Annotated in this window: 20 protein-coding genes; 9 read left to right on the top strand and 11 right to left on the bottom strand. The window is 66.7% G+C overall.

The genetic code is table 11. The features are described from left to right. Window positions 1–179: 179 nt before the first annotated feature. Window positions 180–1,148 carry a Bug family tripartite tricarboxylate transporter substrate binding protein gene (locus AGI3411_RS05215; RefSeq protein WP_129526336.1) on the bottom strand — a complete coding sequence of 323 codons (969 nt, stop codon included), beginning with the start codon at window positions 1,146–1,148 and terminating at the stop codon, window positions 180–182. A 167-nt stretch (window positions 1,149–1,315) separates the two neighbouring features. Here AGI3411_RS05215 and AGI3411_RS05210 point away from each other — a divergent pair, with 167 nt between their 5' ends. The 4 genes from AGI3411_RS05210 (at window position 1,316) to AGI3411_RS05195 (ending at window position 6,656) form a co-directional block, all read left to right on the top strand. Further along, window positions 1,316–2,770: an aldehyde dehydrogenase gene (locus AGI3411_RS05210; protein WP_129526335.1), complete on the top strand. Its 1,455-nt coding sequence runs from the start codon at window positions 1,316–1,318 to the stop codon at window positions 2,768–2,770. Window positions 2,771–2,838: 68 nt separating this feature from the next. Next, window positions 2,839–3,720, top strand: a complete 882-nt coding sequence (locus tag AGI3411_RS05205; RefSeq protein WP_129526334.1) for an NAD(P)-dependent oxidoreductase — start codon at window positions 2,839–2,841, stop codon at window positions 3,718–3,720. Window positions 3,721–3,754: 34 nt separating this feature from the next. Then, the gene (locus AGI3411_RS05200; RefSeq protein WP_129526333.1) at window positions 3,755–4,471 is read left to right on the top strand and encodes an IclR family transcriptional regulator; all 717 of its coding nucleotides are present in this window, start codon (window positions 3,755–3,757) and stop codon (window positions 4,469–4,471) included. 37 nt (window positions 4,472–4,508) lie between these two features. After that, complete coding sequence (locus tag AGI3411_RS05195; protein WP_129526332.1) at window positions 4,509–6,656, top strand: phosphocholine-specific phospholipase C; 2,148 nt, start codon at window positions 4,509–4,511, stop codon at window positions 6,654–6,656. A 154-nt stretch (window positions 6,657–6,810) separates the two neighbouring features. Here AGI3411_RS05195 and AGI3411_RS05190 read toward each other — a convergent pair whose 3' ends face one another. The 7 genes from AGI3411_RS05190 to AGI3411_RS05160 all read right to left on the bottom strand — a co-directional run bounded on the left by AGI3411_RS05190 (window position 6,811) and on the right by AGI3411_RS05160 (window position 13,868). Then, on the bottom strand, window positions 6,811–7,572 hold the full coding sequence (locus AGI3411_RS05190) for an ABC transporter ATP-binding protein (RefSeq protein ID WP_129526331.1): 762 nt from the start codon (window positions 7,570–7,572) through the stop codon (window positions 6,811–6,813). Next, window positions 7,572–9,407, bottom strand: a complete 1,836-nt coding sequence (locus tag AGI3411_RS05185; protein WP_129526330.1) for a branched-chain amino acid ABC transporter ATP-binding protein/permease — start codon at window positions 9,405–9,407, stop codon at window positions 7,572–7,574. The genes AGI3411_RS05190 and AGI3411_RS05185 overlap by 1 nt, the downstream gene beginning before the upstream one ends. 5 nt (window positions 9,408–9,412) lie before the next feature. Then, window positions 9,413–10,450, bottom strand: coding sequence for a branched-chain amino acid ABC transporter permease (locus AGI3411_RS05180; protein ID WP_129526329.1), 1,038 nt, complete (start codon window positions 10,448–10,450; stop codon window positions 9,413–9,415). 161 nt (window positions 10,451–10,611) lie between these two features. After that, window positions 10,612–11,775, bottom strand: a complete 1,164-nt coding sequence (locus AGI3411_RS05175; RefSeq protein ID WP_129526328.1) for an ABC transporter substrate-binding protein — start codon at window positions 11,773–11,775, stop codon at window positions 10,612–10,614. A 242-nt stretch (window positions 11,776–12,017) separates the two neighbouring features. Beyond that, window positions 12,018–12,572, bottom strand: a complete 555-nt coding sequence (locus AGI3411_RS05170; protein WP_129526327.1) for a biotin transporter BioY — start codon at window positions 12,570–12,572, stop codon at window positions 12,018–12,020. 25 nt (window positions 12,573–12,597) lie between these two features. Further along, the gene (locus tag AGI3411_RS05165; protein ID WP_129526326.1) at window positions 12,598–13,194 is read right to left on the bottom strand and encodes an energy-coupling factor transporter transmembrane component T family protein; all 597 of its coding nucleotides are present in this window, start codon (window positions 13,192–13,194) and stop codon (window positions 12,598–12,600) included. Then, window positions 13,191–13,868 carry an energy-coupling factor ABC transporter ATP-binding protein gene (locus AGI3411_RS05160; protein ID WP_129526325.1) on the bottom strand — a complete coding sequence of 226 codons (678 nt, stop codon included), beginning with the start codon at window positions 13,866–13,868 and terminating at the stop codon, window positions 13,191–13,193. The genes AGI3411_RS05165 and AGI3411_RS05160 overlap by 4 nt, the downstream gene beginning before the upstream one ends. A gap of 52 nt (window positions 13,869–13,920) precedes the next feature. Between AGI3411_RS05160 and msrB the strand changes: the two genes are divergently transcribed. Genes msrB through AGI3411_RS05140 form a run of 4 tightly spaced genes read left to right on the top strand, consistent with a single transcriptional unit; the run spans window position 13,921 to window position 16,023 of the window. Continuing rightward, complete coding sequence (gene msrB / locus AGI3411_RS05155) at window positions 13,921–14,319, top strand: peptide-methionine (R)-S-oxide reductase MsrB (protein ID WP_129526324.1); 399 nt, start codon at window positions 13,921–13,923, stop codon at window positions 14,317–14,319. Then, window positions 14,320–14,901: a septation protein A gene (locus AGI3411_RS05150; RefSeq protein ID WP_129526323.1), complete on the top strand. Its 582-nt coding sequence runs from the start codon at window positions 14,320–14,322 to the stop codon at window positions 14,899–14,901. Window positions 14,902–14,959: 58 nt separating this feature from the next. After that, on the top strand, window positions 14,960–15,229 hold the full coding sequence (locus AGI3411_RS05145; RefSeq protein ID WP_129526322.1) for a BolA family protein: 270 nt from the start codon (window positions 14,960–14,962) through the stop codon (window positions 15,227–15,229). Between the two features lie 17 nt (window positions 15,230–15,246). Further along, window positions 15,247–16,023, top strand: a complete 777-nt coding sequence (locus tag AGI3411_RS05140; protein ID WP_129526321.1) for a peptidylprolyl isomerase — start codon at window positions 15,247–15,249, stop codon at window positions 16,021–16,023. Between the two features lie 81 nt (window positions 16,024–16,104). Here the strand turns inward: AGI3411_RS05140 and ligA are convergent, their stop codons facing one another. From ligA to smc, 3 genes are read right to left on the bottom strand one after another with little or no spacing between them, the layout of a single operon-like run. Beyond that, window positions 16,105–18,210, bottom strand: coding sequence for an NAD-dependent DNA ligase LigA (ligA, locus tag AGI3411_RS05135; RefSeq protein ID WP_129526320.1), 2,106 nt, complete (start codon window positions 18,208–18,210; stop codon window positions 16,105–16,107). Between the two features lies 1 nt (window position 18,211). Next, window positions 18,212–19,291 carry a cell division protein ZipA C-terminal FtsZ-binding domain-containing protein gene (locus tag AGI3411_RS05130; RefSeq protein ID WP_129526319.1) on the bottom strand — a complete coding sequence of 360 codons (1,080 nt, stop codon included), beginning with the start codon at window positions 19,289–19,291 and terminating at the stop codon, window positions 18,212–18,214. Window positions 19,292–19,337: 46 nt separating this feature from the next. Further along, window positions 19,338–22,871 carry a chromosome segregation protein SMC gene (gene smc / locus AGI3411_RS05125; RefSeq protein ID WP_129526318.1) on the bottom strand — a complete coding sequence of 1,178 codons (3,534 nt, stop codon included), beginning with the start codon at window positions 22,869–22,871 and terminating at the stop codon, window positions 19,338–19,340. A gap of 264 nt (window positions 22,872–23,135) precedes the next feature. On the opposite strand from smc, the gene lplT reads away from it, so the two are divergent. Further along, complete coding sequence (gene lplT, locus AGI3411_RS05120) at window positions 23,136–24,449, top strand: lysophospholipid transporter LplT (RefSeq protein ID WP_129526317.1); 1,314 nt, start codon at window positions 23,136–23,138, stop codon at window positions 24,447–24,449. The last annotated feature ends 22 nt before the right edge of the window (window positions 24,450–24,471 follow it).

Raw genomic sequence — 24,471 nt, 5'->3', positions numbered from 1 at the left:
GTTGGCGCCCGTCCTGTTCTCGACGACGAATGGCGGCGCCAGCCGTCAGGGGAACGATCGTCGACTGGACGGACGCGCCCGCGGCCAGCAGTTTTGATGCTTGCATGATGAGTCTCCTCCGTTGAATCCCGGCTCCGCGTTCCGCGCTACATCGGCGCGGCGCTACGGGCCGGTATTGGTCATTGCGTCACGACGGCGCCCGAAGCCTTGACGGCCTGCCCCCACTTCTCCTGCTCTTGAGCCATGAATGCGGCGAAGGCCTCGGGCGTGCTGTTGACGACCTCCCCTCCCAGCCCTTCGATCCGCGCCTGCATGTCGGGCGTGGCGACGATCTTCGACACGTCCTCGTAGATGCGCCGCGCCTGCGCCGGCGGCAGCGACGCGGGGGCCAGCAATCCGAACCAGGTGGCGGCCTCAAAGCCCGGCATGCCGGCTTCGGCGAAAGTGGGCACGTCGCGCAGCGCCTGCACGCGCTTGCCGTTGGCGACTGCGAGCGCGCGCAGCTTGCCGGACTGGATCAGCGGCAGCGCGGACGTAATGGTCGCCAGCATCATCTGCACCTGGCCGCCGGCCAGGTCGGTGAAGGCGGGTGCGTCTCCCCGATACGGCACATGGGTGATGGCGGACCGCGTGGCGATCTTGAACAGTTCGCCGCTCAAATGCTGGGCTGTGCCATTGCCTGGCGACGCGAAGTTCACCGCCGCGCCATCCTGCTTCAGATAGCCCAGGAATTCCTGCAGGTTTCTGGCGGGAACGGACGGATTGACCACCAGCACCAGCGGAACCTTGGTGACGAGCGTGATGGGCGCGAAGTCCTTTGCCGGGTCGTAGCTGAGCTTGCTGTAGAGATGGCCGCTGATGGTGTGCGCCGACGTGGTCATGAACAGCGTGTAGCCGTCACCCAGCGCGCGCGCCACCGCGCTCGCCCCGATCGTCGTACCCGCGCCGGCGCGGTTCTCGACGATGACCGTCTGCTTCCACGCCTGCGTCAGTTTCTCGGCCACGGCCCGCGCCACCACGTCGGTGGCCCCGCCTGCCGGATAAGGCACCACCATCGTGACGGGCTTGGCGGGATACGAATCGGCCTGAACCGCTCCGGACAACAGCGCGGCGGCACAGGCCACGGCGCGCAACCAATTGCATGGCATCGGAATGTCTCCTCTTTTCTTCGGTTTGAGCTTGCTTTTTATCGTTCCTGTAGACAGAACGCTTATTCTATTTTATATTTTTTCAAACCTGATATGTCAATGACCAAGTGTTTTCCGGCGTTCTGCGATCCATCCGGAAAACGCCAACGAGAGAGGAGCAAAGCATCATGGCCGACACACCGGACACCCTGAAATCCATGCTGATAGGCGGTCAGTGGATTGCGCAGGAAGTCAGCCCATTCGAGTCCATCAACCCCGCGACCGGCGCGCGCAACTACCTGATCAGCGCAGCGTCCGACGCCCAGGTGGACCAGGCCGTCGACACCGCGTGGCAGGCGCAACGCCAAGCGGCCTGGCGCAACATGCTGCCGCATCAACGCGCGGCGATCCTGCGGCGCATCGCGGACGGCATGGACGCCAACGCTTCCGTCCTGGCGCGATTGCAGATGATCGAAAACGGCAAGGTGTGGGCAGAGTGCAAGGCCCAGGTCGCCAGCGCCGCGGCCACCTTCCGCTACTACGCCGGCGTCTGCGAGACGCTCTGCGCAGAAGTGACGCCGCCGCGCGGCAACTATCTTTCAATGACGCATTACGAACCGTATGGCGTCGTCGTGGCCATCACGCCGTGGAATTCGCCGTTGACGATGGAAGCGCAGAAGGTTGCGCCCGCGCTCGCCGCGGGCAATGCCGTGATCCTCAAGCCTTCCGAGGTCACGTCATCTCCCGCCCTGGTGCTGGGCCGCATCGCGCTCGAGGCCGGCCTCCCCCCCGGCATCCTCAACGTCGTCACCGGACTGGGATCGACGGTGGGCCGCCGCTTGGTCGAACACCCGGGCGTGCGCATGGTGTCGTTCACCGGCGGCACCGCCAGCGGCCGCGCCATCGCGCATGCCGCCGCGGAAAAGCTCATGCCGGTCGCCCTGGAACTCGGCGGAAAATCGCCGCACATCGTGTTCGCGGACGCAGACCAGGATGCCGCGATCGACGGCGTGATCGGCGGCATTTTCGAAGGCAGCGGGCAATCGTGCGTGGCGGGCTCGCGGCTCTACGTGCAACGCAGCATCGCCGAATCGTTCATCGCGAAGCTGGTGGCCCGCGCAGGCCAGCTGAAAGTCGGCCTGCCCGATGCGGAAGGCGCGCAAATGGGCCCAATTGCCTCTTTCGCGCATCGCGGCAGGATCGAGAGCATGGTGGAGACGGCCCGCCGCGAAGGCGCGCAAGTACTGACCGGCGGCGAACGGCCGGACGGTGCCGCGCTGTCGGCGGGCGCGTTCTACCGGCCCACCGTGCTGGGCGGGCTCTCGCGCGAGGCGCAGGCCGTGCGCGAGGAGATCTTCGGGCCGGTGCTGTGCGCGCTGACGTTCGACGACGAAGACGATCTGGTCGAGCAGGCCAATGACAGCGCCTACGGCCTGGCCTCCGGCATCTGGACCGCCGACTACCGCCGCGCCTGGCGCGTGGCCGGGCGCCTCGAAGCAGGCAGCGTGTGGATCAACACCTACAAGCAGCTGTCGATCTCCACCCCCTTCGGCGGCTTCAAGCAAAGCGGCATCGGCCGTGAGAAAGGCGCGAGCGGACTGCGGCTCTACCAGCAATCCAAGGGCATCTACTTCGGCATGTAGCCGCAGCGGCCATCCTTTCCAATCCTGGCCGCGACTGCGGCCCCTTCTTCCTATCGGAGACTACCTAAATGGCTGAATTTCAACGCGCCGGTTTCATTGGCCTGGGCGTCATGGGCGAACCGATCTGCCGCAACCTGGCCGTCAAATGCGGATTGCCGGTACTGGGCTGCGACACCGACCCTGCCCCGCTGCAACGTCTGGCACCGCACGGCGTGGCGGCCGCGACCATCGTGCAGATCATGCAGCAGAGCGACGTGGTGTTCCTGTCCCTGCCGTCGGGCGAAGTGGTCGCCCAGTTGTCGCGCGCCGCCGACGGCCTGCTGGCGAACGCGCGCGCGGGCCAACTGATCGTGGACCTGAGCACCTCGCCGGTGGACGTCACGCGCGAACTGGCGCGCGAGTTCGCGGCCAAGGGCGCCACCTTCATCGACGCCCCGGTGGCCCGCACCCGAGCCGCGGCGGAGGCCGGCACGCTGTCGGTCATGATCGGCGGGGACAAACAGACCTTCGAAGCCGTCAAGCCCCTGGTCTCCACCTTCGCCAACGAAATCACCTATTGCGGCCCCATCGGCAGCGGCCAGGTGGTGAAGATCCTGAACAATATGGTGCTGTTCGAGACGGTGGTAGCCCTGTCCGAAGCGCGCGCCATCGCGCGCCGTTCGGGGGTGGATCCGCAAGTCCTGCTGGAGACCTTCACCCGTGGATCGGCCGATAGCTTCGCGTTGCGCAACCACGGCTTAAAGGCTATTCTGCCTGGAGATTTTCCCGAAAAAGCCTTCCCAGTGGACTACGCCCGCAAAGACCTGCGCTATGCATTGGCCTTGGCGGAACAGACCGGCGTGCAAGCGCTTGGCGCCCGCAACGTGGATGTCTGGTTCGATGCGGCGCTCGTCCAGGGACAAGGCAACCGTTATTTCCCGGTCATCAGCCGGGTGATCGACGCGGAGTAGGGAACCACCGCCAAATCACCCCCTTATCATTCCAATGAGCCGTACCCCCACTCAGGACAACTCCACCGACGGCGTCGCCGCCGTCGAACGCGCCCTGGCAATCATCGGGGCCGTTGCGCAACGCACCGATCCCATCACGCTTGCCGACCTTTCCCGGGCCACGGGGTTTTACAAGAGCACGCTCTTGCGGCTTATCGCCTCGCTTGAAAAAGCCGCCCTGGTCGTGCGCCGCGCCGACGGCCGCTACGCGTTGGGCCCCTATGCCCATCAATTGGGGCGCGCCTACGAAGCCACCTACCGCTTGACGGAAACCATCCTGCCCTTGCTGCAGGGGCTGGTGGACAAGGGAACGGAAAGCGCGTCCTTCCACGTCTACCATGACGGGCAATCGCGCGTCTGCGTGTTGCGCGTGGATTCCCACCATTCCACACTGGACCGGATCCGCGTCGGCGATCTTCTTCCCCTGGACAAGGGCGCGGCGGGCAGGCTGATCACCGCCTACCTGATCGACGGTCAGGCGCCCGCGCAGGCGGGCCTGGTCCTGACGTCCATGGGCGAACGGGATCCAAACTGCGCGGCCGTGGCCAGCCCGGTGTTCGGTCCGGACGACGATATCTGCGGCGCCATTTCGCTGTCGGGTCCGAAAGAACGCTTCTCCCCCGCCGCCGTCAAGAAAATGTCGAAGCTGGCTCAGGAGGCCGCGGCTTCGGCAACCCAGGCGCTGGGCGGCCGCTGGCCATCGGGCAGGTAGGGAAACACCGGCAACGCCGCCCCCACGGAGGAACTCCATGCACACCCGCCGCGACTTCCTCCGCAACAGCGCGTCGCTCGCCGCCACAGGCAGCGCCCTGGCCCTGTTGCCGGCATCGCTGCGCCGCGCCTTCGCGATTCCGGCCGCCCGCCGCACGGGCACGATCCGCGACGTCGAACACATCGTGGTCTTCATGCAGGAAAACCGCTCGTTCGACCATTATTTTGGCGGGCTGGCGGGGGTGCGCGGCTTCGGCGACCGCTTTCCCATTCCCGTGCCCGGCAGCCCCGACCACGCGCATCGCACGGTCTGGGCCCAGTACAACGACCAGGTCGGCGAAGGGCCGCGCACCGTCCTGCCCTTCCATACGGATACGCGCAAGGTGGCGGAGTACATGCGCATCGCCAGCACGCCGCACACCTGGTCGAACGCGCAAGCGGCCTGGGACGGCGGCCGCATGGGCAAGTGGCCCGCGGCCAAGAAGAACCATTCCATGGCGTATTTCACGGAAGGCGACATGCCCTTCCAGTACGCCATGGCGCGCGCCTTCACCGTGTGCGACGCCTATCACTGTTCGTTCACCGGCGGCACCAACACCAACCGGCTGTTCCTGTGGACCGGCACCAATGACGGCCTGGGCCGGGGCAACGGTCCGGCGCTGGGCAATCTCTACAACAAGCTTTCCGGCGGCGATCCCGCAGGCGGCTACACCTGGACGACGTATCCGGAACGGCTGGAGGCGGCCGGCGTCAGCTGGCGCATCTACCAGGACATGGCGGACAACTATTCGCTCAACCCTACCGCCGGCTTCAAGGCCTACCGCGATGCCTACCATGGCGCGCCCGGTTCGCTTGCCGCGCTGAAGGAAAAGGCCCTGACCACGCGCAGCCTGGACCGGCTGCGCCAGGACGTGCTGGACGGCACGCTGCCCCAGGTGTCCTGGATCTGCGCCACCAAGGCCGGATCCGAACATCCCAGTCCGTCGAGCCCGGCGCAGGGCGCAGACTACACCGCCCGCGTGCTGGATGCGCTGACCGCCAACCCGGAAGTTTGGAGCAAGACGGTCCTGCTGCTGATGTTCGACGAGAACGATGGCTTCTTCGATCACATGCCGCCGCCCGCGCCGCCCTCGCGCGATCCCTCGGGCACGCTGGCCGGCGCATCCACCGTCGATACGGCAGGCGAATACCACGAGATCGTCAGCGGCGCCGAAAAGGACGATACGCCGGCGCACCTGCATGGCGTGTACGGACTGGGGCCGCGCGTGCCGATGTACGTGCTGTCGCCCTGGACCAAGGGCGGCTGGGTCAATTCTCAGGTGTTCGACCACACCTCGGTGCTGCGCTTCATCGAGCGCCGCTTCGGCGTGGCCGAGCCGAACATTTCGCCGTGGCGCCGGGCAGTCTGCGGCGATCTGACCTCGATCTTCAACTTCGCCACGCCCAACGACGCAGACCTGCTGCGCGAGCTGCCGCCCACGGCCGAACGCGCCGGCCTCGCCTCCGCGCTGCCGGGCACCGTCATCCCGCTGCCGCCGCTCCAGCCCGAAGGGGCCCGGCAACAGCCCGGCACGCGCCCGTCGCGCCCGCTGCCTTACGCACTGCAAGTCCATGCGCGCACGGAAGGCGAAGGCATCACGCTGCATTTCGAAAACACCGGCGCGGCCGGCGCCGTGCTCCACGTGTACGACCGGCTGCATCTGGAGCATGGTCCGCGCCGCTACACCGTGGAAGCCGGCAAGTCGCTGCAAGACGCATGGCCGGCCTTGGCCGACGGCCGCTACGACCTGTGGGTGCTGGGCCCCAATGGATTCCACCGGCATTGCACGGGGCGGTTGGGCTCGCCGGCCACGCCGCCGCTGGAAGTCACGGCCGACCACCAGGGGCCCGGCATGCCGCTGCGCCTGACGGTGCGCAACCCCGCGCCGCAGGCCCGCTCGTTCCTGGTGGAGGCCAACGCCTATGGCTACCCGCGCCCGGCCGCCACCGCCCTGCCCCCGGGCGAGGCGGTCAGCCTGTCGTGGGACATGTCGCGCAGCGCGGGCTGGTACGACGTCACGGTACGCGACAACAATGACCCCGCTTACGCCCGCCGGCTGGCCGGACGCATCGAAACCGGGGCACCGTCCACGTCCGACCCCGCCATGGGACAGGCGCTGATACTGCAATGGACACCCGCGGAGTGAAACCGCCCGCCCCGATGGAAACGCCGTGACGTTCCCGTTCGGCGCCTCGCCCGCGCTGGCCAGGGCGAACGCCCGTAATGAAAAAGCGCCGGGCTTGCCATAAGCCGGCGCTTTTTCTCTTGCGGAACAAGAATGCCCAGGGAGACGCGGCCGTTCAGCCCTGCTCGCCGCCCTTGCCCAGCCCCAGGTAGCTTTCGATAACCTTCGGATCGCCGGCCAGCTCGCGCGCCGGGCCGTGCAGGATGACCTCGCCGGTTTCCAGCACATAGCCGTAGTCGGCCACTTGCAGCGCCGCGCGCGCATTCTGCTCGACCAGCAGGATCGCCACGCCGGTTTCACGCAGGCGCGCGATGATGTGGAAGATTTCGCGCACGATGCGGGGCGCCAGCCCCAGGCTGGGTTCGTCCAGCATCAGCAGATTTGGCTTGGCCATCAGCGCCCGGCCCACCGCTAGCATCTGGCGTTCGCCGCCCGATAGCGTGCCGGCCTGCTGGCCGCGCCGCTCGCGCAAGCGCGGGAACAGGTCGAAGACTTCGTTCAGCGTGTCGCGCCAGCCGCTCTCGCGGGCGCGGTAGCGGCGGAACCCGCCCAGCAGCAGGTTGTCTTCCACCGACATCGTGCCGAACAGCTCGCGGCGTTCGGGTACCAGCGACATGCCGGCCGCGACGCGGCGCTCGACCTGCCAGCCCGATACGTCGGCGCCGGCGTACTGCACGGCGCCCGCCGCGTGGCCGGTATGGGGCAAAGAGCCCATGATCGCGTTCAACATGGTGGATTTGCCGGCGCCGTTGGCGCCGATCACCGTGACGATGCTGCCGGCGGGCACGGTGAGCGTGGCGCCCACCAGCGCGCCGACCTTGCCGTAACGGGCCGACAGGCTGCTGACTTCGAGGACGGGGGATTGCGTTGCGCTCATCACACGCCTCCTGCCGATACGGGCTTGGCCTGGTCCGCTTCGGGCAGGTCATCATCGATGCCGCCCAGATAGGCCTCCAGCACCGCCGGGTTCTTTTGCACGTCGGCCGGCACGCCTTCCGCCAGCTTGGTGCCGAAATCCATCACCACCAGGTGGTTGGTCAGGCGCATCACAAAATCCATATCGTGTTCGACGAGCAGAATGCTCATTCCTTCGGCGCGCAGCTGCTCCAGCACGCGGGCCAGGTCTTGCTTTTCCTTGTAGCGCAGGCCGGCGGCCGGTTCGTCCAGCAGCAGCAGCATCGGATCGGCGGCCAGGGCGCGCGCGATTTCCAGGATGCGCTGCTGGCCCAGCGCCAGGTTGCCCGCCTGTTCGTACAGGTATTCGCCCAGGCCCACGCGCTTGATCTGTTCGGCGGCCTCGTGCAGCAATTGCGCTTCGCGGGCACGGTCCGAATGCAGCGCGCCAGCCAGTACGCCGACGTCGGAGCGCAGATGCGCGCCCAGCGCCACGTTCTCCAGCACCGTCATGCCGGGCAGCAGCTGCACGTGCTGGAAGGTGCGTCCGACGCCGAGCTTGGCGATCTCGCGCGCCGAGCGGCTGTCGATGCGCTGGCCCATGAAAGTGACCTTGCCGCGCGTGACCGGCAACACGCCGCTGATCAAGTTGAAGGTTGTGCTCTTGCCGGCGCCGTTCGGGCCGATCAGGCCCATGATCTCGCCGGAGCTGACCTTGAAAGAGATGTCGTTGACGGCGACCAGGCCGCCGAATTCCTTGCGGATGGCATCCACTTCCAGCACCACCTGGCCGGCTTGCGGACGCGCCCGCGTCGGCAGGGCCGGCGCCGGGGCCGGCGGCGCCAGGTTGCGGCGCGAGCCGTCGGCGCCGGTGATGCTGTCCCACCAGCCGGCCAGGATCGGCCACAGGCCGTTGCGGGCGTATTGCAGCATCAAGATCAGCAGCACGCCGAAAACGATCATCTCGAAGTTGGCGTTGGTATCCAGCAGCTTGGGCAGGAGGTTCTGCAGCTGATCTTTCAGCACCAGGATGACGCTAGAGCCCAGCAGAGCGCCCCAGACGTAGCCCGCGCCGCCCACCACGGCCATGAACAGGTATTCGATGCCGTAGTTCACACCGAAGGGGCTGGGGCTGACCGCGCGCTGCATGTGCGCATAGAGCCAGCCGGACACGCAAGCCAGCAGCGCGGCCCAGACAAAGATCACGACCTTGTAGGCGGCGGTGTTCACGCCCATGGACTCGGCCATGCCCGCGCCGCTCTTGAGCGCGCGGATGGCACGGCCGGGACGCGAATTCAGCAGGTTGCGGGTCGCCCACAGCGCCAGCAGCACGAACACCCAGATCAGGTAGTAAATGTGGCGTCCGCTGGCCAGGGACATGCCGAAGATGCTGATGGGTTCGATACCAGCGATGCCGTCATGTTTGCCCAGCCAATCGATGTTGCCGAACAGGAAGTACAGCGACAGGCCCCATGCGATGGTGCCCAGCGGCAGGTAGTGGCCCGACAGGCGCAGCGTAATGGCGCCCAGCAGGTAAGCCACCACGGCGGTCAGGATCAGCCCGGCCGGCAGCGCCAGCCAGGGAGACACGTCGTACTGCGTGGTGAGGAAGGCGGTCGTGTAGGCGCCCAGGCCCACGAAGGCCGCCTGGCCAAACGACGTCAGGCCGCCGACGCCGGTCAGCAGCACCAGGCCGAGCACGACCAGGCTGGCCAGCCCGATGTAGTTGAGTTGCGTCACCCAGAATTCGGGCGTGGCCGACACCATGGGCAGGCCCGCCAGGACGACGATGAAGACGGCAAGCAGAATGCGGTTCATGACGTTTATTCCTCTTCGTCCACGTGATGGGTGCTGAACGAACGCCAGACCAGAACCGGGATAATCAGGGTGAAGACGATGACTTCCTTATAGGCGCTGGCCCAGAAGGAGGAAAAGGATTCCAGCACGCCCACCAGCAGCGAGCCCGCGGCCGCCACGGGGTAGCTGGCGAGGCCGCCGATGATGGCACCCACGAAGCCCTTCAGGCCGATCAGGAAGCCGGTGTCGTAGTAGACGGTGGTGATGGGCGCGATCAGCATGCCGGACATGCCGCCAATGGCGACGGCCAGCGTGAAGGTCAGGCTGCCGGACATGGTCGTGCTGATACCCACCAGGCGGGCGCCCCGGCGGTTGACCGCGGTGGCGCGCAGGGCGCGGCCATAGAGCGTCTTGCCGAAGAACAGCCACAGGGCCACGATCAGGAGGGCGCAGGTCGCGACCACGAACAGGCTCTGCGCGGACCACGTGGTAAAGCCCAGGTCGACCTGCCCGCTGACGAATGCCGGCGTGCGCCAGCCTTCGGCGCCGAAGAACACCAGGGCCAGGCCGGTCAGCGCGAAGTGCACCGCCACGGAAACGATCAGCAGCACCAGCACGGTGGCTTCAGCCAGCGGCTGGTAGACGATGCGATAGACCATCGGGCCCATCGGGATCACCAGCAACAGCGTCAGCAGCATGTTCAGCCACAGCGAATTGCCGGGCGCGGTGTAGGTCACGGTCAGCCAAAGCAGCGCCAGCGGGAGGGCCACGCAGGTCACCAGGGCTTTGGGAAGGCCGGAAGCGCTGCGGGTGCGCAGCGCACGCAACAGCTCGAGCGCCAGGCAGACGGCGCCCAGCAACGGCAAGAGATAAGCGGTGCCGGGCACCTTGCCGTCCACCAGCATGGCCAAGGTCAGGGCGCCGAACGCCACGAACTCGCCCTGGGGAATGAAAATGACGCGCGTAACGGCGAATACCAGCACCAGAGCCATGCCCAGCAGGGCATAGATGGCGCCGTTGACGACACCGTCTTGCAGCAGGATCAGCGCAATTGAGGAATCCATCTAACAACCTTATTTATTCTTGGTGCTCCGGCCGCACCCGGGACACTGATACGACACACCGGCCGGAAGGGCCGGTGCGAAGCATTGCTCGAGCGCCGCAGGCGGACGCCTTGCCGGCGCCGTCCGCGTTGTGCGCCCGTGGATCGGGCGATCCCGTGGATTTACAGATTGGGCTGGTAGACCCACTTGCCGCCTTCCACCTTGACGATGACGCGCGAGCGCTCGTCAAAGCCGGCATGGTCCGTCGGCGACATATTGAACACGCCTTGCGAGGCGGCCAGGTCCTTCACGCCTTCCAGGGCGTCGCGCATGGCGGCGCGGAATTCCGGCGTGCCCGGCTTGGCGCCCGACTTCAGCGCCACCGGCAGCGCGGCCACAACCAGCTGGCCGGCGTCCCACATATGGCCGCCGAACGTGTTGGTGGAACCCGCGCCATTGACCTTTTCGTAGGCTTGCACGTAGGCCAGGGCCGACTTCTTGACCGGATTGCTGTCCGGCAGCTGGGCCGCGACCAGCAGCGGGCCGGCCGGCAGGAGCATGCCGTCGCAATCCTTGCCGCAGACGCGCAGCACGTCGTTGTTGGCGGCGCCGTGCGTTTGGTAGATGGTGCCGCCGTAGTTGCGGGCCTTCAGTTCCTTCTGCGGCAGCGCGGAAGGGGTGCCGGCGCCGGCGATCAGGATGGCGTCGGGCTTCGCGCCGACCAGCTTGAGCACCTGGCCGGTGACGCTGGTGTCGGTGCGGCTGTATTTTTCAACGGCGACGATCTCGATGCCCTTGGCCTTGGCGGCCTTCTGCATCACGTCCAGCCAGCCGTCGCCGTAGGCGTCGGCAAAGCCGATGAAGCCCAGGGTCTTGACCTTGGACTTGGCCATGGCGTCAGCCAAGGCGCCTGCCATCAGCGCGTCGTTCTGCGGGGTCTTGAAGACCCAGCGGCGCTTGTCGTCCACGGGTTCGACGATCTTGGCGCTGGCGGCCACGCTGATCATCGGGACCTTGGCTTCCGCGGCCACGTCGACCATGGCCAGCGAGCCCGGTGTGACCGAGGTGCCGATCAGCACGTCGACCTTGTCGTCGGACGCCAGCTTGCGCGAGTTCTTGACGGCTTGCGTGGTATCGGTGGCGTCGTCCAGGACGATCCATTCGATCTTCTGGCCGGCCACTTCCTTGGGCAGGAGCGCCACCGTGTTGCGCTCGGGGATACCCAGCGAGGCGGCGGGGCCGGTGCTGGCCACCGTCACGCCAACCTTGACCTGCGCGCTTGCCAGAAGCGGCAGCGTCAGGGCAACAGCGGCAGCCGCCGCGGACAAGCCGAAGTGCTTGCGCATATTTTTGTCTCCTGTGGTGGCTCAGAGGCGCCTCGATCGAGGCATGGGCGAGCCTAGTTAAAGTTATACAGAAAAAAATATTATAGGGTTAAAACAGTATCAGATGACTACGCGCAACTCCGGTAAATCCCTGATGTGGTACAGAAAGGCGTTTCAGCAAACGCATTCGTTAATGGCGAACTTGTACTAGAAAAGGCTGCCGCGCGTCAGTTGGGGGATTCCCTTGGCCCACCGCGCCCGCGTCAGCGCCCCAGCATCGGCCACGCGCGCTCCACCCTCGACGCCACCCACGCGGCCACCACGGCCTTGATGAGATCGCCGGGCACGAACACGGCTACCGCGAGCGCGGCTTTCGCCAGGTCCATCTTCGCGACGGCGGCCAGCCAGGGCACGCCGAAGGCGTACACCACGGCAATCCCGCCCACGACGCAGGCGGCCACATAACCGGCCACCTGCGCGGCGCCCGCTGCACGGGCGGCCAGCCGGCGGGCCAGCCAGCCTGTCACGAAGGCGCCGGCCACCAACCCCACAAGAAAGCCGCCCGTCGGCCCGAGGAACGCGCCCAGTCCGCCGCGGCCGCCCGGCAACACGGGCAGCCCGATGGCCGCCAGCGCCAGGTACAACAGGCAGGCCAGCGCGCCCCGCACGGGTCCCAGCATCGCGCCCGCCAGCATGGCGCCCAGCGTCTGCAGCGTGATGGGCACCGGGATGGCGGGCAGCGGGATAGGCGGGATCAGGCTGAGGACGACGATCAGCGCCGCGAACAGCGCGATCAGCACGGTGTTGCTGGATTTCATGGGTTTTCCCCCTGGTGGATGATAGTCAGGCGCTGCGCGCGTCGATGGCTTCAGCGACTTCCTGCGCCCTTTTCAGGGTCAGCACGATCAATGGCACGATGAGCGCCACGGGATTGGCGCCCAGCCCCCTGGCCGCCTGCGCCTCCCGGATTTCCTGGAAATTGCGCCAGATTTCGGGCACGAAGCGCAGGGCCAGCGCCAGCGCCAGCGCGACCTTACCGGCGTCGACCAACCCGGCGCGCTGCAACGGCATCAGCGCCTTTTCGCAGACCTCGATCAGGTCGGATGTGCGGGTGGCCAGGGTGACGGCCAGCGCCAGGCCCACGAGCGCCCCGACGCGCAGCAACACGGCCAGCGCCGCCATCCCGCCCTGGAACCAGGCGGTGAAGCCGCCCACGGCCAGCAGTACCCAGACCAGCCCCTTCAACTGCCGCCAGACAGCGGCCGCGCCCACGCCCGTGGACCAGACCAGCACGCAGGCGGCCAGGAACGCCGGCGCCAGCCAGCGCGGGTCGCGCAGCAGGAAGAGCCCCGCCCCCGCGGCCATCAGCGTCAGCAGCTTCAGCCAAGCCGGCAAGCGGTGCAGCGGCGTGCCGCCCGGCACATACAGCGGCTCCATCATGCGCAATGCTCCCGGTACCAGCGCAGGGCGGCGGCCGGGGTATCGTCCGCCGCGATATTGCCGTCGCGCACGACCAGCACCCGGTCGAAATCTTCCAGCAGTTCCAGGTCGTGGCTGACGACGATGGCGTCATGAGGCAGCCCGCCGATGGCGTCGCGCACCCGGTTGCGGTTACGCAGGTCGAGCTGGGTGGTGGGTTCGTCGAACACGATGAGCGCGGGTTCCATGACCAGCACCGCCGCCAGCGCCACCAACTGGCGCTCACCGCCCGACAGGGTATGGCTGGTCCGGTCGGCCAGGTGCCCCACCCCCAGGCTGCCCAACTGGGCCTCGATGCGGGTCTCGCGCTGCCGGCGGTCCGGCGCCAGGTGTTTCAGGCCGAACGCCAGGTCTTCCCGCACGATAGGGAAGACGATCTGGTTTTCGGGGTTCTGGAAGACGAATCCGACCTGCCGGCGCACCGCCTTCAGGTCCTGCCGGGTATCCAGCCCGCCCACCCGCACGCTGCCGAAGGACGGCAGCACCAGCCCGTTGACCAGGCGCGCCAGCGTGCTCTTGCCGGCGCCGTTGGGGCCGACGATGCCGACGCGGCGCTCGGCCAGCGTCACGCTCACCCCGCGCAGCACTTCCGCCTGGGGCGTGGATACAACCGCCTGGTCAAACTCGATTAACATGGGGCGGGATTATGCCCGAACCATTTCGGGCATCGGGACTCCAAGAGCTCATATGGACAAAGTACGAAAATCCGACGCCGAATGGCGTGCCCAGCTTTCCCCTGAAGAATACGTCGTCACCCGTGAAAAGGGTACCGAACGCGCATTCACCGGGCGTTACTGGAATACGTTCTCGCATGGAATCTACCGCTGCGTAGGCTGTGGCACGGCGCTGTTCGCGTCCGACACCAAGTTCGATGCCGGCTGTGGCTGGCCCAGCTATTTCCAGCCGCTGGATCCGGAAAAGGTGCGCGAAGAGCGGGATGCCAGCCACGGCATGGTCCGCACCGAAGTGCTGTGCAATGTCTGCGACTCGCACCTGGGCCACGTCTTCCCCGACGGCCCCGAGCCCACCGGCCTGCGCTACTGCATCAATTCCCTGTCGATGACGTTTGAACCCGTAGAAGACTGAATGAAGAAGTTCCTGTTCGACCTGTTTCCGCTGTTCCTTTTCTTCATCGCCTATCGGTACACGGACATTTTCATCGCCACGGGCGTCGCCATGGCCGCGGCCGTCGCGCAGATCATCTGGCTGAAGGCCACCGGGCGCGCCACCGAGGCCATGCACTGGATCAACCTCACGGTCATCCTGGTGTTTGGCGGCGCCACCATCTGGCTGCACAGCGACGTCTTCATCAAATGGAAGCCCACGGTGCTGTACTGGCTGTTCGGCGGCTCGCTGGTTTTCGCGCGCCTGCTGTTCGGCCGCAACCTGATCCGCCGCCTGATGGAAAAGCAGATCCAGTTGCCGGATGCCGCCTGGGAACGCCTGAACCTCGTCTGGGCCGCATTCTTCCTGATCGCCGGCGCGCTCAACCTCTACGTGGCGTTTTCCGGCCACTTTACCGAGTCGCAATGGGTCAGCTTCAAGGCCTTCGGCCTGATGGGCCTGATGGTCGTCTTCGTGATCGGGCAGTCGGTGTGGCTAGGCAAGCACATCCAGACCGAAGAGCAAACGCCCTCCGGCCCCGACACCCCGCCCGGCAAGCCCTGAACCGCTCCGCCCTCCCCTGTCCGGCGTCCCAGACGCCGGAATTTTCATACTCGCCACCATGTCAGACACCACCGACCGCATCGCCCTGATCCGGGAACGGCTCGCCGTCCTGGAACCCGCCAGCCTGGACATCCTGGATGACTCACATTTGCACGCCGGGCACGAAGGCAGTAAAAACGGCGCCGGCCACTATCGCGTGGTCATCGTTGCGTCTTGCTTTGCGGGGCTCTCCCCCGTCGCGCGGCATAGGCTGGTGTATCATCATTTGCAAGATTTGATCCCTTATCCGATTCATGCGCTTGCGCTTGATGCCCAGGCTCCCAAATAGAAAGTAAAAGGATATTCATGAAACGCATCGTCATGCTGGCTGCGGCCTGCGTCATCGCCGTGCCGGCTTTCGCCCAGAACGTTGCCACGGTCAACGGCAAGGCCATTCCGCAAAAGAGCCTGGATCAATTCGTCAAGCTGCTGGTCAGCCAGGGCGCGACCGATTCGCCGCAACTGCGCGAACAGGTCAAGCAGGAAATGATCAACCGCCAGATCTTCGTGCAGGCCGCCGAATCCAGCGGCATCGCCAAGCAGGCCGACGTCCAGACCGAAATCGAACTGGCCCGCCAGGGCATCCTGGTCCGCGCCCTGATGGCCGACTACCTGGCCAAGCACCCGGTGTCGGACGCCAAGGTCACGGCGGAATACGAAAAGATCAAGAAGGAACAGGCCGGCAAGATGGAATACAAGGTCCGTCACATCCTCGTCGAAGACGAGAAGACGGCCAATGACCTGCTGGCCCAGATCAAGAGCAACAAGAGCAAGTTCAACGACCTGGCCAAGAAGAACTCGAAGGACCCCGGCAGCGCCGAAAAGGGTGGCGACCTGGGTTGGGCTCCCCCCACCAACTACGTCCAGCCGTTCGCGCAAGCCGTGACGCAACTGAAGAAGGGCGAACTGGTCGACAAGCCGGTGCAAACCCAGTTCGGCTGGCACATCATCATGGTCGACGACACCCGCCCGGTGGAATTCCCGCCGCTCGACCAGGTGCGCACGCAGCTGGAAGAAATGCTGCGCCAGCAAACCCTGGCCGACTACCAGAAGGAACTGCGCGAAAAGGCCAAGATCCAGTAACCCTGGCCCGCTCAAACAAAAACTGCCCGCTTTTCGCGGGCAGTTTTTGTTTGGAGAAAGAATAATGTCTGGGAGCAGGCCTCAGCCGGCCATTCCCAGCAGGGTTTTCAACCCGTCTTCGTCCAGCACCGCCACGCCCAGTTCCTGGGCCTTGGCGAGCTTGCTGCCGGAATCCTCGCCGGCCACCAGATAGGCGGTCTTCTTGGACACCGAGCCGCTGACCTTGCCGCCGGCGGCCTGGATGTGCATCGATGCTTCTTCGCGCGTCCAGTTGGGCAGGGTGCCCGTGAGCACGAAAGTCTTGCCCGCCAGCGTCGTGCCTTGCGGCGCCGCTTCGGCCACCGGATTCACGCCCTGCGCTTTCAGTTGCCCGATCACGTCGCGGTTGTGCTGTTCAGCGAAGAAGCGGCGGATCGAGGCCGCCACCACCGGCCCCACGTCGGGCACGGACGACAGGGCGTCCTCATCGGCGTCCATGATGGCGTCGATGCTGCCAAAATGGCGAGCCACGTCGCGCGCTGTGGTCTCTCCCACATGGCGGATGCCCAGCGCGAACAGCAAGCGGCCCAGCGCCGGTGCGCGCGCCTTTTCGATGGCGGCCACCAGGTTGTCGGCGGACTTCTGGCCCATACGGTCCAGCCCAACCAGCTCCAGCGGACGCAGGCTGTACAGATCGGCCAGCGTCTTGACGCGGCCGCTGTCGACCAATTGGTCGACCAGCTTTTCACCCAGGCCTTCGATGTCCAGCGCCTTGCGGCTGGCCGCGTGCCAGAGCGTCTGCTTGCGCTGGGCGCCGCAGAACAGGCCGCCGGTGCAGCGTGCGATGGTCTCGTCTTCCAGGCGTTCGATGGCGGAACCGCACACCGGACAGGCGGTGGGCATGATGAATTCCCGGGCGTCGTCCGGCCGTTTCTCCAGCACCGGCCCCAGGACTTCGGGAATCACGTCGCCCGCGCGGCGCACGATGACCGTGTCGCCGATGCGCACGTCTTTGCGGCGGATCTCGTCTTCGTTGTGCAGCGTGGCGTTGGTGACGGTGACGCCGCCCACGAACACCGGCTTCAGGCGGGCGACGGGGGTGATGGCGCCGGTACGGCCGACCTGCACCTCGATATCCAGCAGCGTGGTGGTGGCCTCTTCGGCGGCAAACTTGTGCGCCAGCGCGAAACGCGGCGCGCGCGCCACGAAGCCCAGCACCTTCTGGGCGGGCAGCGAATCCACCTTGTAGACCACGCCGTCGATGTCGTAGGGCAATTCGGCGCGCATCGCGCCGACCTTGGCGTAGAAGGCCATCAGGCCTTCGGCGCCGGTGGCGCGATGGTTGTGCTTCACGTTGACCGGCAGGCCCAGCGAGGCAAGCCAGTCCAGCATGGCGCCATGCGATTTCTCTGGCAGCTGCGAGGCTTCGGCCGCACCCGCCGAGGCCTCGGCGAACAGGCCGCCCTGCGCCCCCGGCAAGCCGTGCACCTCACCCCAGCCATAAGCGAAAAAACGCAGGGGCCGCTTGGCGGTGATGCGCGGATCCAGCTGGCGCAGGCTGCCTGCCGCCGCATTGCGCGGGTTGACGAACACCTTTTCGTCGCGCTTGGCCTGGGCCTGGTTCAATTTTTCGAAGTCGGTGCGGTTCATCAGCACCTCGCCGCGCACCTCCAGCACCTTCGGCGCGGCTCCCTTGAGCCGCAACGGAATCGCCTTGATGGTACGGATGTTAGAGGTGACGTCTTCGCCCGTCTGGCCATCGCCGCGCGTGGCGGCCTGCACCAGGCGGCCGTCCTCGTAGCGCAGGCTGATCGCCAGACCGTCGAGCTTGAGTTCGCAGAAGTAATCCGCCTGCTGCGCCGGGCCGAGCAGGCCTGCGCCGCGCAGGGTATCGGTCACGCGGCGGTCGAACGCCACCACGTCCTCCTCGTCGAAGGCGTTGCTCAGGGAGAGCATGGGTACCGCGTGGCGCACCGCGCCGAAGGCGGACACGGGCGCCGCCCCGACCCGCTGGGTGGGCGATTCCGGCGTTACGAGTTCAGGGTGTTCGGCCTCCAGGGCCTGCAGCTCCCGCATCAGCCCGTCATACTCGGCATCCGAAACGGAGGGGTCGTCGTAGACGTAGTAGCGGACGTTGTGCTGTTCGATTTCAGCGCGCAAGCGCGCCGCGGCTTGCGCCGCGCTTTCACCGCCGGAAGACCCTTTCATATCAGGCGAACACCCGCTGGGCGCGTTCGCTGCCGGCGGGCAGGCCCGCCTGCTCCAGCTGGCCGAACAGCACCTGCAGCCGTTCGTCGATGACCGTTTCAGAACCATCGGCCAGCGGCTTGCCCTGATCGTCGACCAGTTCCGCACGCAAACGGGCGGCCAGGTCGCGGCCCACGTCGACCATACGACCGAACGCGCGGGTGTCAGCGGGGCTGCACGGCACGTCGAGCAACAGGTACAGCCGTTCGATGCCGCCCATGCCGGCATCGAACGCCGCGCCGTCGGCGCGCGCCAGCGTGAAGCGGGCCACGCCGTTTTCCGCGGGCCAGGCCAGGCGGTTGCCGTCCGGGACGAAGCCGCTATCGCGTGCCACGGCAAGCACCTCGGCGGCGGGCTGGGCCGTGCCCAGCAGCAGGGTCAGGCCGACCTGGGTATCCAGGGCGGCGCAGGTGTCGTCCAGGCGGGCGCCCTGTTCGAGCACGGCCTGCTGGTCCGGGCCCTCGATGGTGGCGTCGAAGCGCTCGGCCATGTCCTGGGCCCTGGCCCAGGCCTGCGACCATTCGATCGCGGTCAGCGGACCGCTGCGATTGGCCAGCAGGACAGCCAGCTGCATCGAGGCGTAGGATTCGTCGGCGTGGACGTGCGCGCGGTGGCGGCGCTGGTCGGTCTCGGCGAACACGCGCATGGGCTTGCGGCCCACGTGGCGCAGGCTCTGCATATAGGGCAGCAGCTCGGCACCGCGCACCGGTTCGGCGAAATTGATCTCGATGACGACCTCGCAGGCGGGATCCGGCTCGGCGGCATCGTCGGCATCCGTGCCCGGATCGACCGGAGCCGGCTGGCCGGCCTGCGCGCGCGGCGCCTCGCCGCCCATGCCAGGTTCGCGCCGGGGCGCCGGACTGCTGCCGGCGCCGGCGGCGCCAGCGGCGGTTCCCGCCCCCAGCAGGGGATCCTGCTCGGACGTGGGGAAATGGGTCTGCATCTTGCGCCGGACGCGCCGGTCCTGCCACCAGTTGAATCCCAGCACCAGCAGTATCAGCAGGACGCCGAGGGCAATCAGCCCGATCTGCAAATCACTCATGTATCAATCCCGCGCCGAAACGCCCGGCGCCCTTCTGAATATTGGTTTATGCCGCTTCGGAGGCCATCATCTGCACGGCCGAATCTATGTCTACCGCAACGATACGCGAAACCCCTTGCTCTTGCATGGTTACACCGATCAATTGCTTGGCCATCTGCATCGCGATCTTGTTATGCGAGATGAACAGGAACTGGGTCTGCTCGCTCATGTTGGCGACCAGATTGGCGTAGCGTTCCGTGTTGGCGTCGTCCAGCGGCGCGTCCACCTCGTCCAGCAAGCAGAACGGGGCGGGGTTGAGCTTGAACAGCGCAAACACCAGCGCGGTCGCGGTCAGCGCCTTTTCACCACCCGACAGCAGGTGGATGGTGCTGTTGCGCTTGCCGGGAGGCTGGGCCATGACCTGCACGCCGGCGTCGAGGATTTCCTCGCCCGTCATGCTCAGCCTGGCCTCGCCGCCGCCGAACAGCTTGGGGAAGAGCTCGCCAAAGTGGCCGTTCACCACGTTGAAGGTTTCCTGGAGCAGTTCGCGCGTTTCGCGGTCGATCTTGCGGATGGCGTCTTCGAGGGTCTCGATGGCGGTCATCAGGTCCTGGTGCTGCGCATCCAGGAAGCCCTTGCGCTCGCGCGAGGTGTTCAGTTCGTCCAGCGCGGCCAGGTTGACCGAGCCCAGGGACTCGATCTGGCGCGAAATGCGGCCTACTTCCGACTGCAGCCAGCTGGCGCGGCGCCATTCGTCGGACTGGTTGGCCAGTTCCTGGGCCAGGGCCTCGCGGTCGACCTCGCGCGCATTCAGCTGTTCCGTGAACTGCTCTTCGGCCAGACGGGCGGCCTGCTCTTGCAGCTGCAATTCCATGATGCGGGCGCGCCGCGGTTCCAGCGTTTGCTCTTGCTGCAGGCGGTCTTCGTCGGCGCCGCGCAGCAGGGCCGCCAGGTTGTCCATTTCCTGGCGCGCGCGCGACAGGGCTTCCTCGCGCTCCGCGCGCACTTCCAGGGCGTCCTGCAGGCCGGCCTGGGAAGCCGAGGCGTCCAGTTCGACGAGGTCTTCCTGCAACTGCTCCAGTTCGACGCTGGCGCGCTGGCTCTGGTCGGCGGCCAATTGCTGGTTGCGCTGCAGATCCGTGATCCGGACCTGGATGCTGCGCTCGGCGAATTCGGCTTCCTGAGCGGCGCGCTCCAGTTCGCGCAGCCCGGCACGAGCGGTTTCGGCCTGGGCGGCCAGGGTTTCGCCGTCGATCTCGGCGTCGGCGAAACGGGATTGGTGTTCGGCCAGTTCTTCGTCCAGCGTCTCGAAGCGGGCCTCGGCCTCTTCGCGGGTGGCGCGCAGGTCTTCTTCCTGGACCTTGATTTCTTCCAGGTCCTGCCGCAGGCGCGAGGCGCGCTCGCCCGACTGTTCGGCCTGCTGCTGCAGGCGCGAATGTTCCAGCTGGATGTCATGCACCCGGCGCGTGACTTCGGCCACGCGCTGGCGGGCCGGCGCGATGGCCTGGGACACTTGCTGCCAGGCGGCCTCGGCGCGGGCCACGGCGGCGCGCGCCTGATCGGCGATCAGCTGCTGGGCCTTGATTTCGCGCTGGAGGTTTTCGATTTCCTGCTGGCGGGCCAGCAGGCCGGCCTGCTCGGAGTCCGGCGCGTAGAAGCGCACGCTGTGCGCGTCCACCAGATGCCCGGCCTTGACCACGCACGCGCTGCCGGCGGGCAGGCTGGCGCGCATGGACAGGGCCTGGGTCAGATCCGTGGCCGTATAGACGCCGTCCAGCCACTCGTTGAGCAGCGTGCGCAGGTCGGGATCCGTGATGCGCAGCAGGCTGGCCAGCGGGGTCAGCCCGGCCGGGGCCGGCGGCGTGGGCGCGGCAACCGGCAATTGATAGAACGCCAGGCGGGCCGGCGGCGCGTCCTCGGCGAAGGCGCGGGCCCAATCCAGGCTGCGGACTTCCATGGAGGCCATGCGTTCACGCATGGCGGCTTCCAGGGCGGTTTCCCAGCCGGGCTCGACATGCAGCTTCTGCCACAGGCGGGTCAGCCCCGTCAGTTCATGCTTGGCAAGCCAGGGCTCCAGCGCCCCCTGCTTCTGCACGTCTTCTTGCAATTTGACCAGCGCGGACAGGCGGGCTTCCAGGCGCGCGAGGTTCTGCGCGTCGGTCTGGGCGGCGGCCTGGGCGCTGCTGCGCTCGGCGTCCGCTTCGGGCACGCGGCCTTCCAGGGTGGCCAGTTCTTCCTGGGCTTCCTCGAGCTGGTCTTCGCCGGCCACCCGGTCGCCGGCCAGTTGCTCGAGGCGGACCGGATCGGGGCTGTGCAATTCGCGCAGTTCCTGCTGCAGGCGCTCGCGGCGCTGCTCCAGGGCCTGCATCTGGCGGTCCGCGTCGCGCTGCGTCTGGGCGACCAGGGCCAGGTTCTGTTCGACGCGGGCCAGCGCGGCGCGCATCTCGTCGCGCCCGGAGGCGGCCTCGCGCACGCGCTGCTCCACCGCGGGCAGGGAGGCCTGGGCGTCTTCCGCCTTGGCGCGCGCCTCTTCGGTACGGGCGGCGCCGGTCGCCAGGTCATCCTCGGCCTGGGCGATCTGCTCGGTGCAGTGCTCGCGCTGGGCGGTCCATTCCCCGATCTGCTGCTGCAACTGCTCGCGGCGCGCCTGCAGGCGGTTGCGGGAATCGACGACGTGCCGGATCTCGGCTTCCAGGCGGCTCACCTGGGCATTGGCTTCGTACAGCGCGCCCTGGGCGGTATGGGCGGCGTCGCTAGCCGCGTAGTGGGCCTGGCGCCGGGACTCCAGCGCCGCTTCGCCCGCGCGGAGGCCGGCGATGGCGGCTTCCAGCTCGTTCTGGGCCTGCGCCATTTCCTGGGCCTTCTTGGCGCGCTCCTCGCGCGCCCCGGTTTCCTTCAGGAACCACAGCGCATGTTGCTTCTTTTCGCCATCGGCCTGGAGCTCGCGGTAGCGCGTAGCCACTTCGGCCTGCGCTTCCAGTTTTTCCAGCTGATTATTCAGTTCGCGCAGGATGTCTTCGACGCGGGTCAGGTTCTCGCGCGTGTCGGACAGGCGGTTCTCGGTTTCCCGGCGCCGTTCCTTATAGCGCGACACCCCGGCCGCTTCCTCGAGGAATACCCGGAGTTCTTCCGGGCGCGCCTCGATCAGGCGGTTGATCATCCCCTGCCCGATGATGGCGTAGCCCCGGGCGCCCAGGCCGGTGCCCAGGAAGATGTCGTGGATGTCGCGGCGGCGGACCTGCTGGTTGTTGACGAAGTAGCTGCTGGTGCCGTCGCGGGTCAGCACCCGGCGCACGGCGATTTCCGCGTAGCTGCTCCATTGGCCGGCGGCGCGCCCCTCGCTGTTGTCGAACACCATTTCGACCGACGCGCGGGCGGCCGGCTTGCGATTGCCGGAGCCGTTGAAAATGACGTCCTGCATGGACTCGCCGCGCAGTTCCGAGGCCTTTGCCTCGCCCAGCACCCAGCGCACGGCGTCGATGATGTTCGACTTCCCGCAGCCATTGGGACCCACCACGCCCACCAGTTGGCTGGGCACGGGAATCACGGTGGGATCGACGAAGGACTTGAAGCCGGCTAGTTTGAGCTGAGTAAGACGCACAGTACGATGACGACGGGGTGGGTTGAACGAAAGGCGTTAACGGACCTGCCGCGCAGATTGCAAACCGGCCCATAGAGGGCCGGCTCTCATATGCCACGTATGATACCGCAGGCGGTCCATTGCCGAAGCCGGCAATGCGCAACCCACGGGCAAACGCTCAATGGCCGCCGTTTGGGCTCCGGCTATACTCCCTGACACTTTTTGGCACGGCACATAAATTTTCACGCGGACTGACCGGGCTCAGGCCGAAGAACGGGGACATTCTTGAAACGTGGTTTCTATCTGGTCATGGCCGCGCAGGCCTTCTCGTCATTGGCGGACAATGCGCTGTTCATCGCAGCCATCGCCCTGATACAGGAACTGCACGGCCCCGACTGGTTGGCCCCCATGATGAAGTGGTCCTTCGCGCTGGCTTATGTCGTCCTCGCGGCCTTTGTCGGCGCATTGGCGGACTCCTTCCCCAAGGGGCGCGTGATGTTCTCGACCAACGCGCTGAAAGTGGCCGGCTGCATGCTGATGTTCTCCTACGCCAACATCGGCGTCCCCTCTCAGTACCAAACCTATCTCGTCTGCATGGCCTACGGCATCGTGGGCATCGGCGCCGCGGCCTATTCGCCGGCCAAATACGGCATCGTGACCGAAATGCTGCCGCCCGCCATGCTGGTCAAGGGCAACAGCTGGATCGAAGGCCTGACGGTCTTCTCCATCATCCTGGGCACGGTGCTGGGCGGCCTGCTCATTTCGTCCTCCGTTTCCGCCGCCCTGCTCAGCCACTCGTTCATCGGCAAGCTGGTCCACACCCCGGCCGAGGCCGCGATCCTGGTGATCGCATTCGTCTACCTGCTGGCGGCGCTGTGCAACCTGCTGATTCCGCACACCCACGTGCGCTATCCGCCGCAGCAGAAGAACCCGGTCCGTCTCGTCCGCACCTTCTGGGGCTACGTCCGGGTGCTCTGGAAAGACAAGCTGGGCCAGATCTCGCTGGCCGTCACGACCCTCTTCTGGGGCGCGGGCGCCACGCTGCAGCTGATCGTCATCGAATGGGGCCGCAGCCATCTGGGATACCAGCTGGACAAGGCCTCGATGCTGATGGGCGTGGCCGCCCTGGGCACGGTGGTCGGCTCGATCCTGGCGGGCCGCATCCCGCTGCGCCGCGCGCTCTCCGTGCTGCCCGTCGGCGCGGCCATGGGCCTCGTCGTCCTGCTGATGCCGCTGGTCTATTCGCCCTGGAGCGTCTACCTGCTGCTGCTGATCACGGGCGGCCTGGCCGGCTTCTTCGTGGTTCCGATGAACGCCCTGCTGCAGCACCGCGGCCACGTCCTGCTGTCGGCCGGCCACTCCATCGCCGTGCAGAACTTCAACGAGCAGCTCAACATCCTGCTGATGGTGGCCATGTACACGCTGCTGCTGTGGTTGCAATTGCCGATCAACGTGATCATCGTGATCTTCGGCACCGTGGTCGCCGTGCTGATGGTGGTCTTCATGCGCTGGAGCAAGCGCAACCTGCAGGCCAACCCCGAGCTTCACGAGCAGATCGGCCAGGAAGGCCACGGCCGCGCGCTGGATTCCTCGCACTAAGCGCTTGATCTTCCAATGAAAA

The sequence above is a fragment of the Achromobacter agilis genome (assembly GCF_900496965.1).
GTDB classification, from domain to species: Bacteria; Pseudomonadota; Gammaproteobacteria; order Burkholderiales; family Burkholderiaceae_B; genus Achromobacter; species Achromobacter agilis.
Note: the sequence above shows the minus strand (reverse complement) of the source record. Positions and strands in the feature narration are given on the sequence as shown.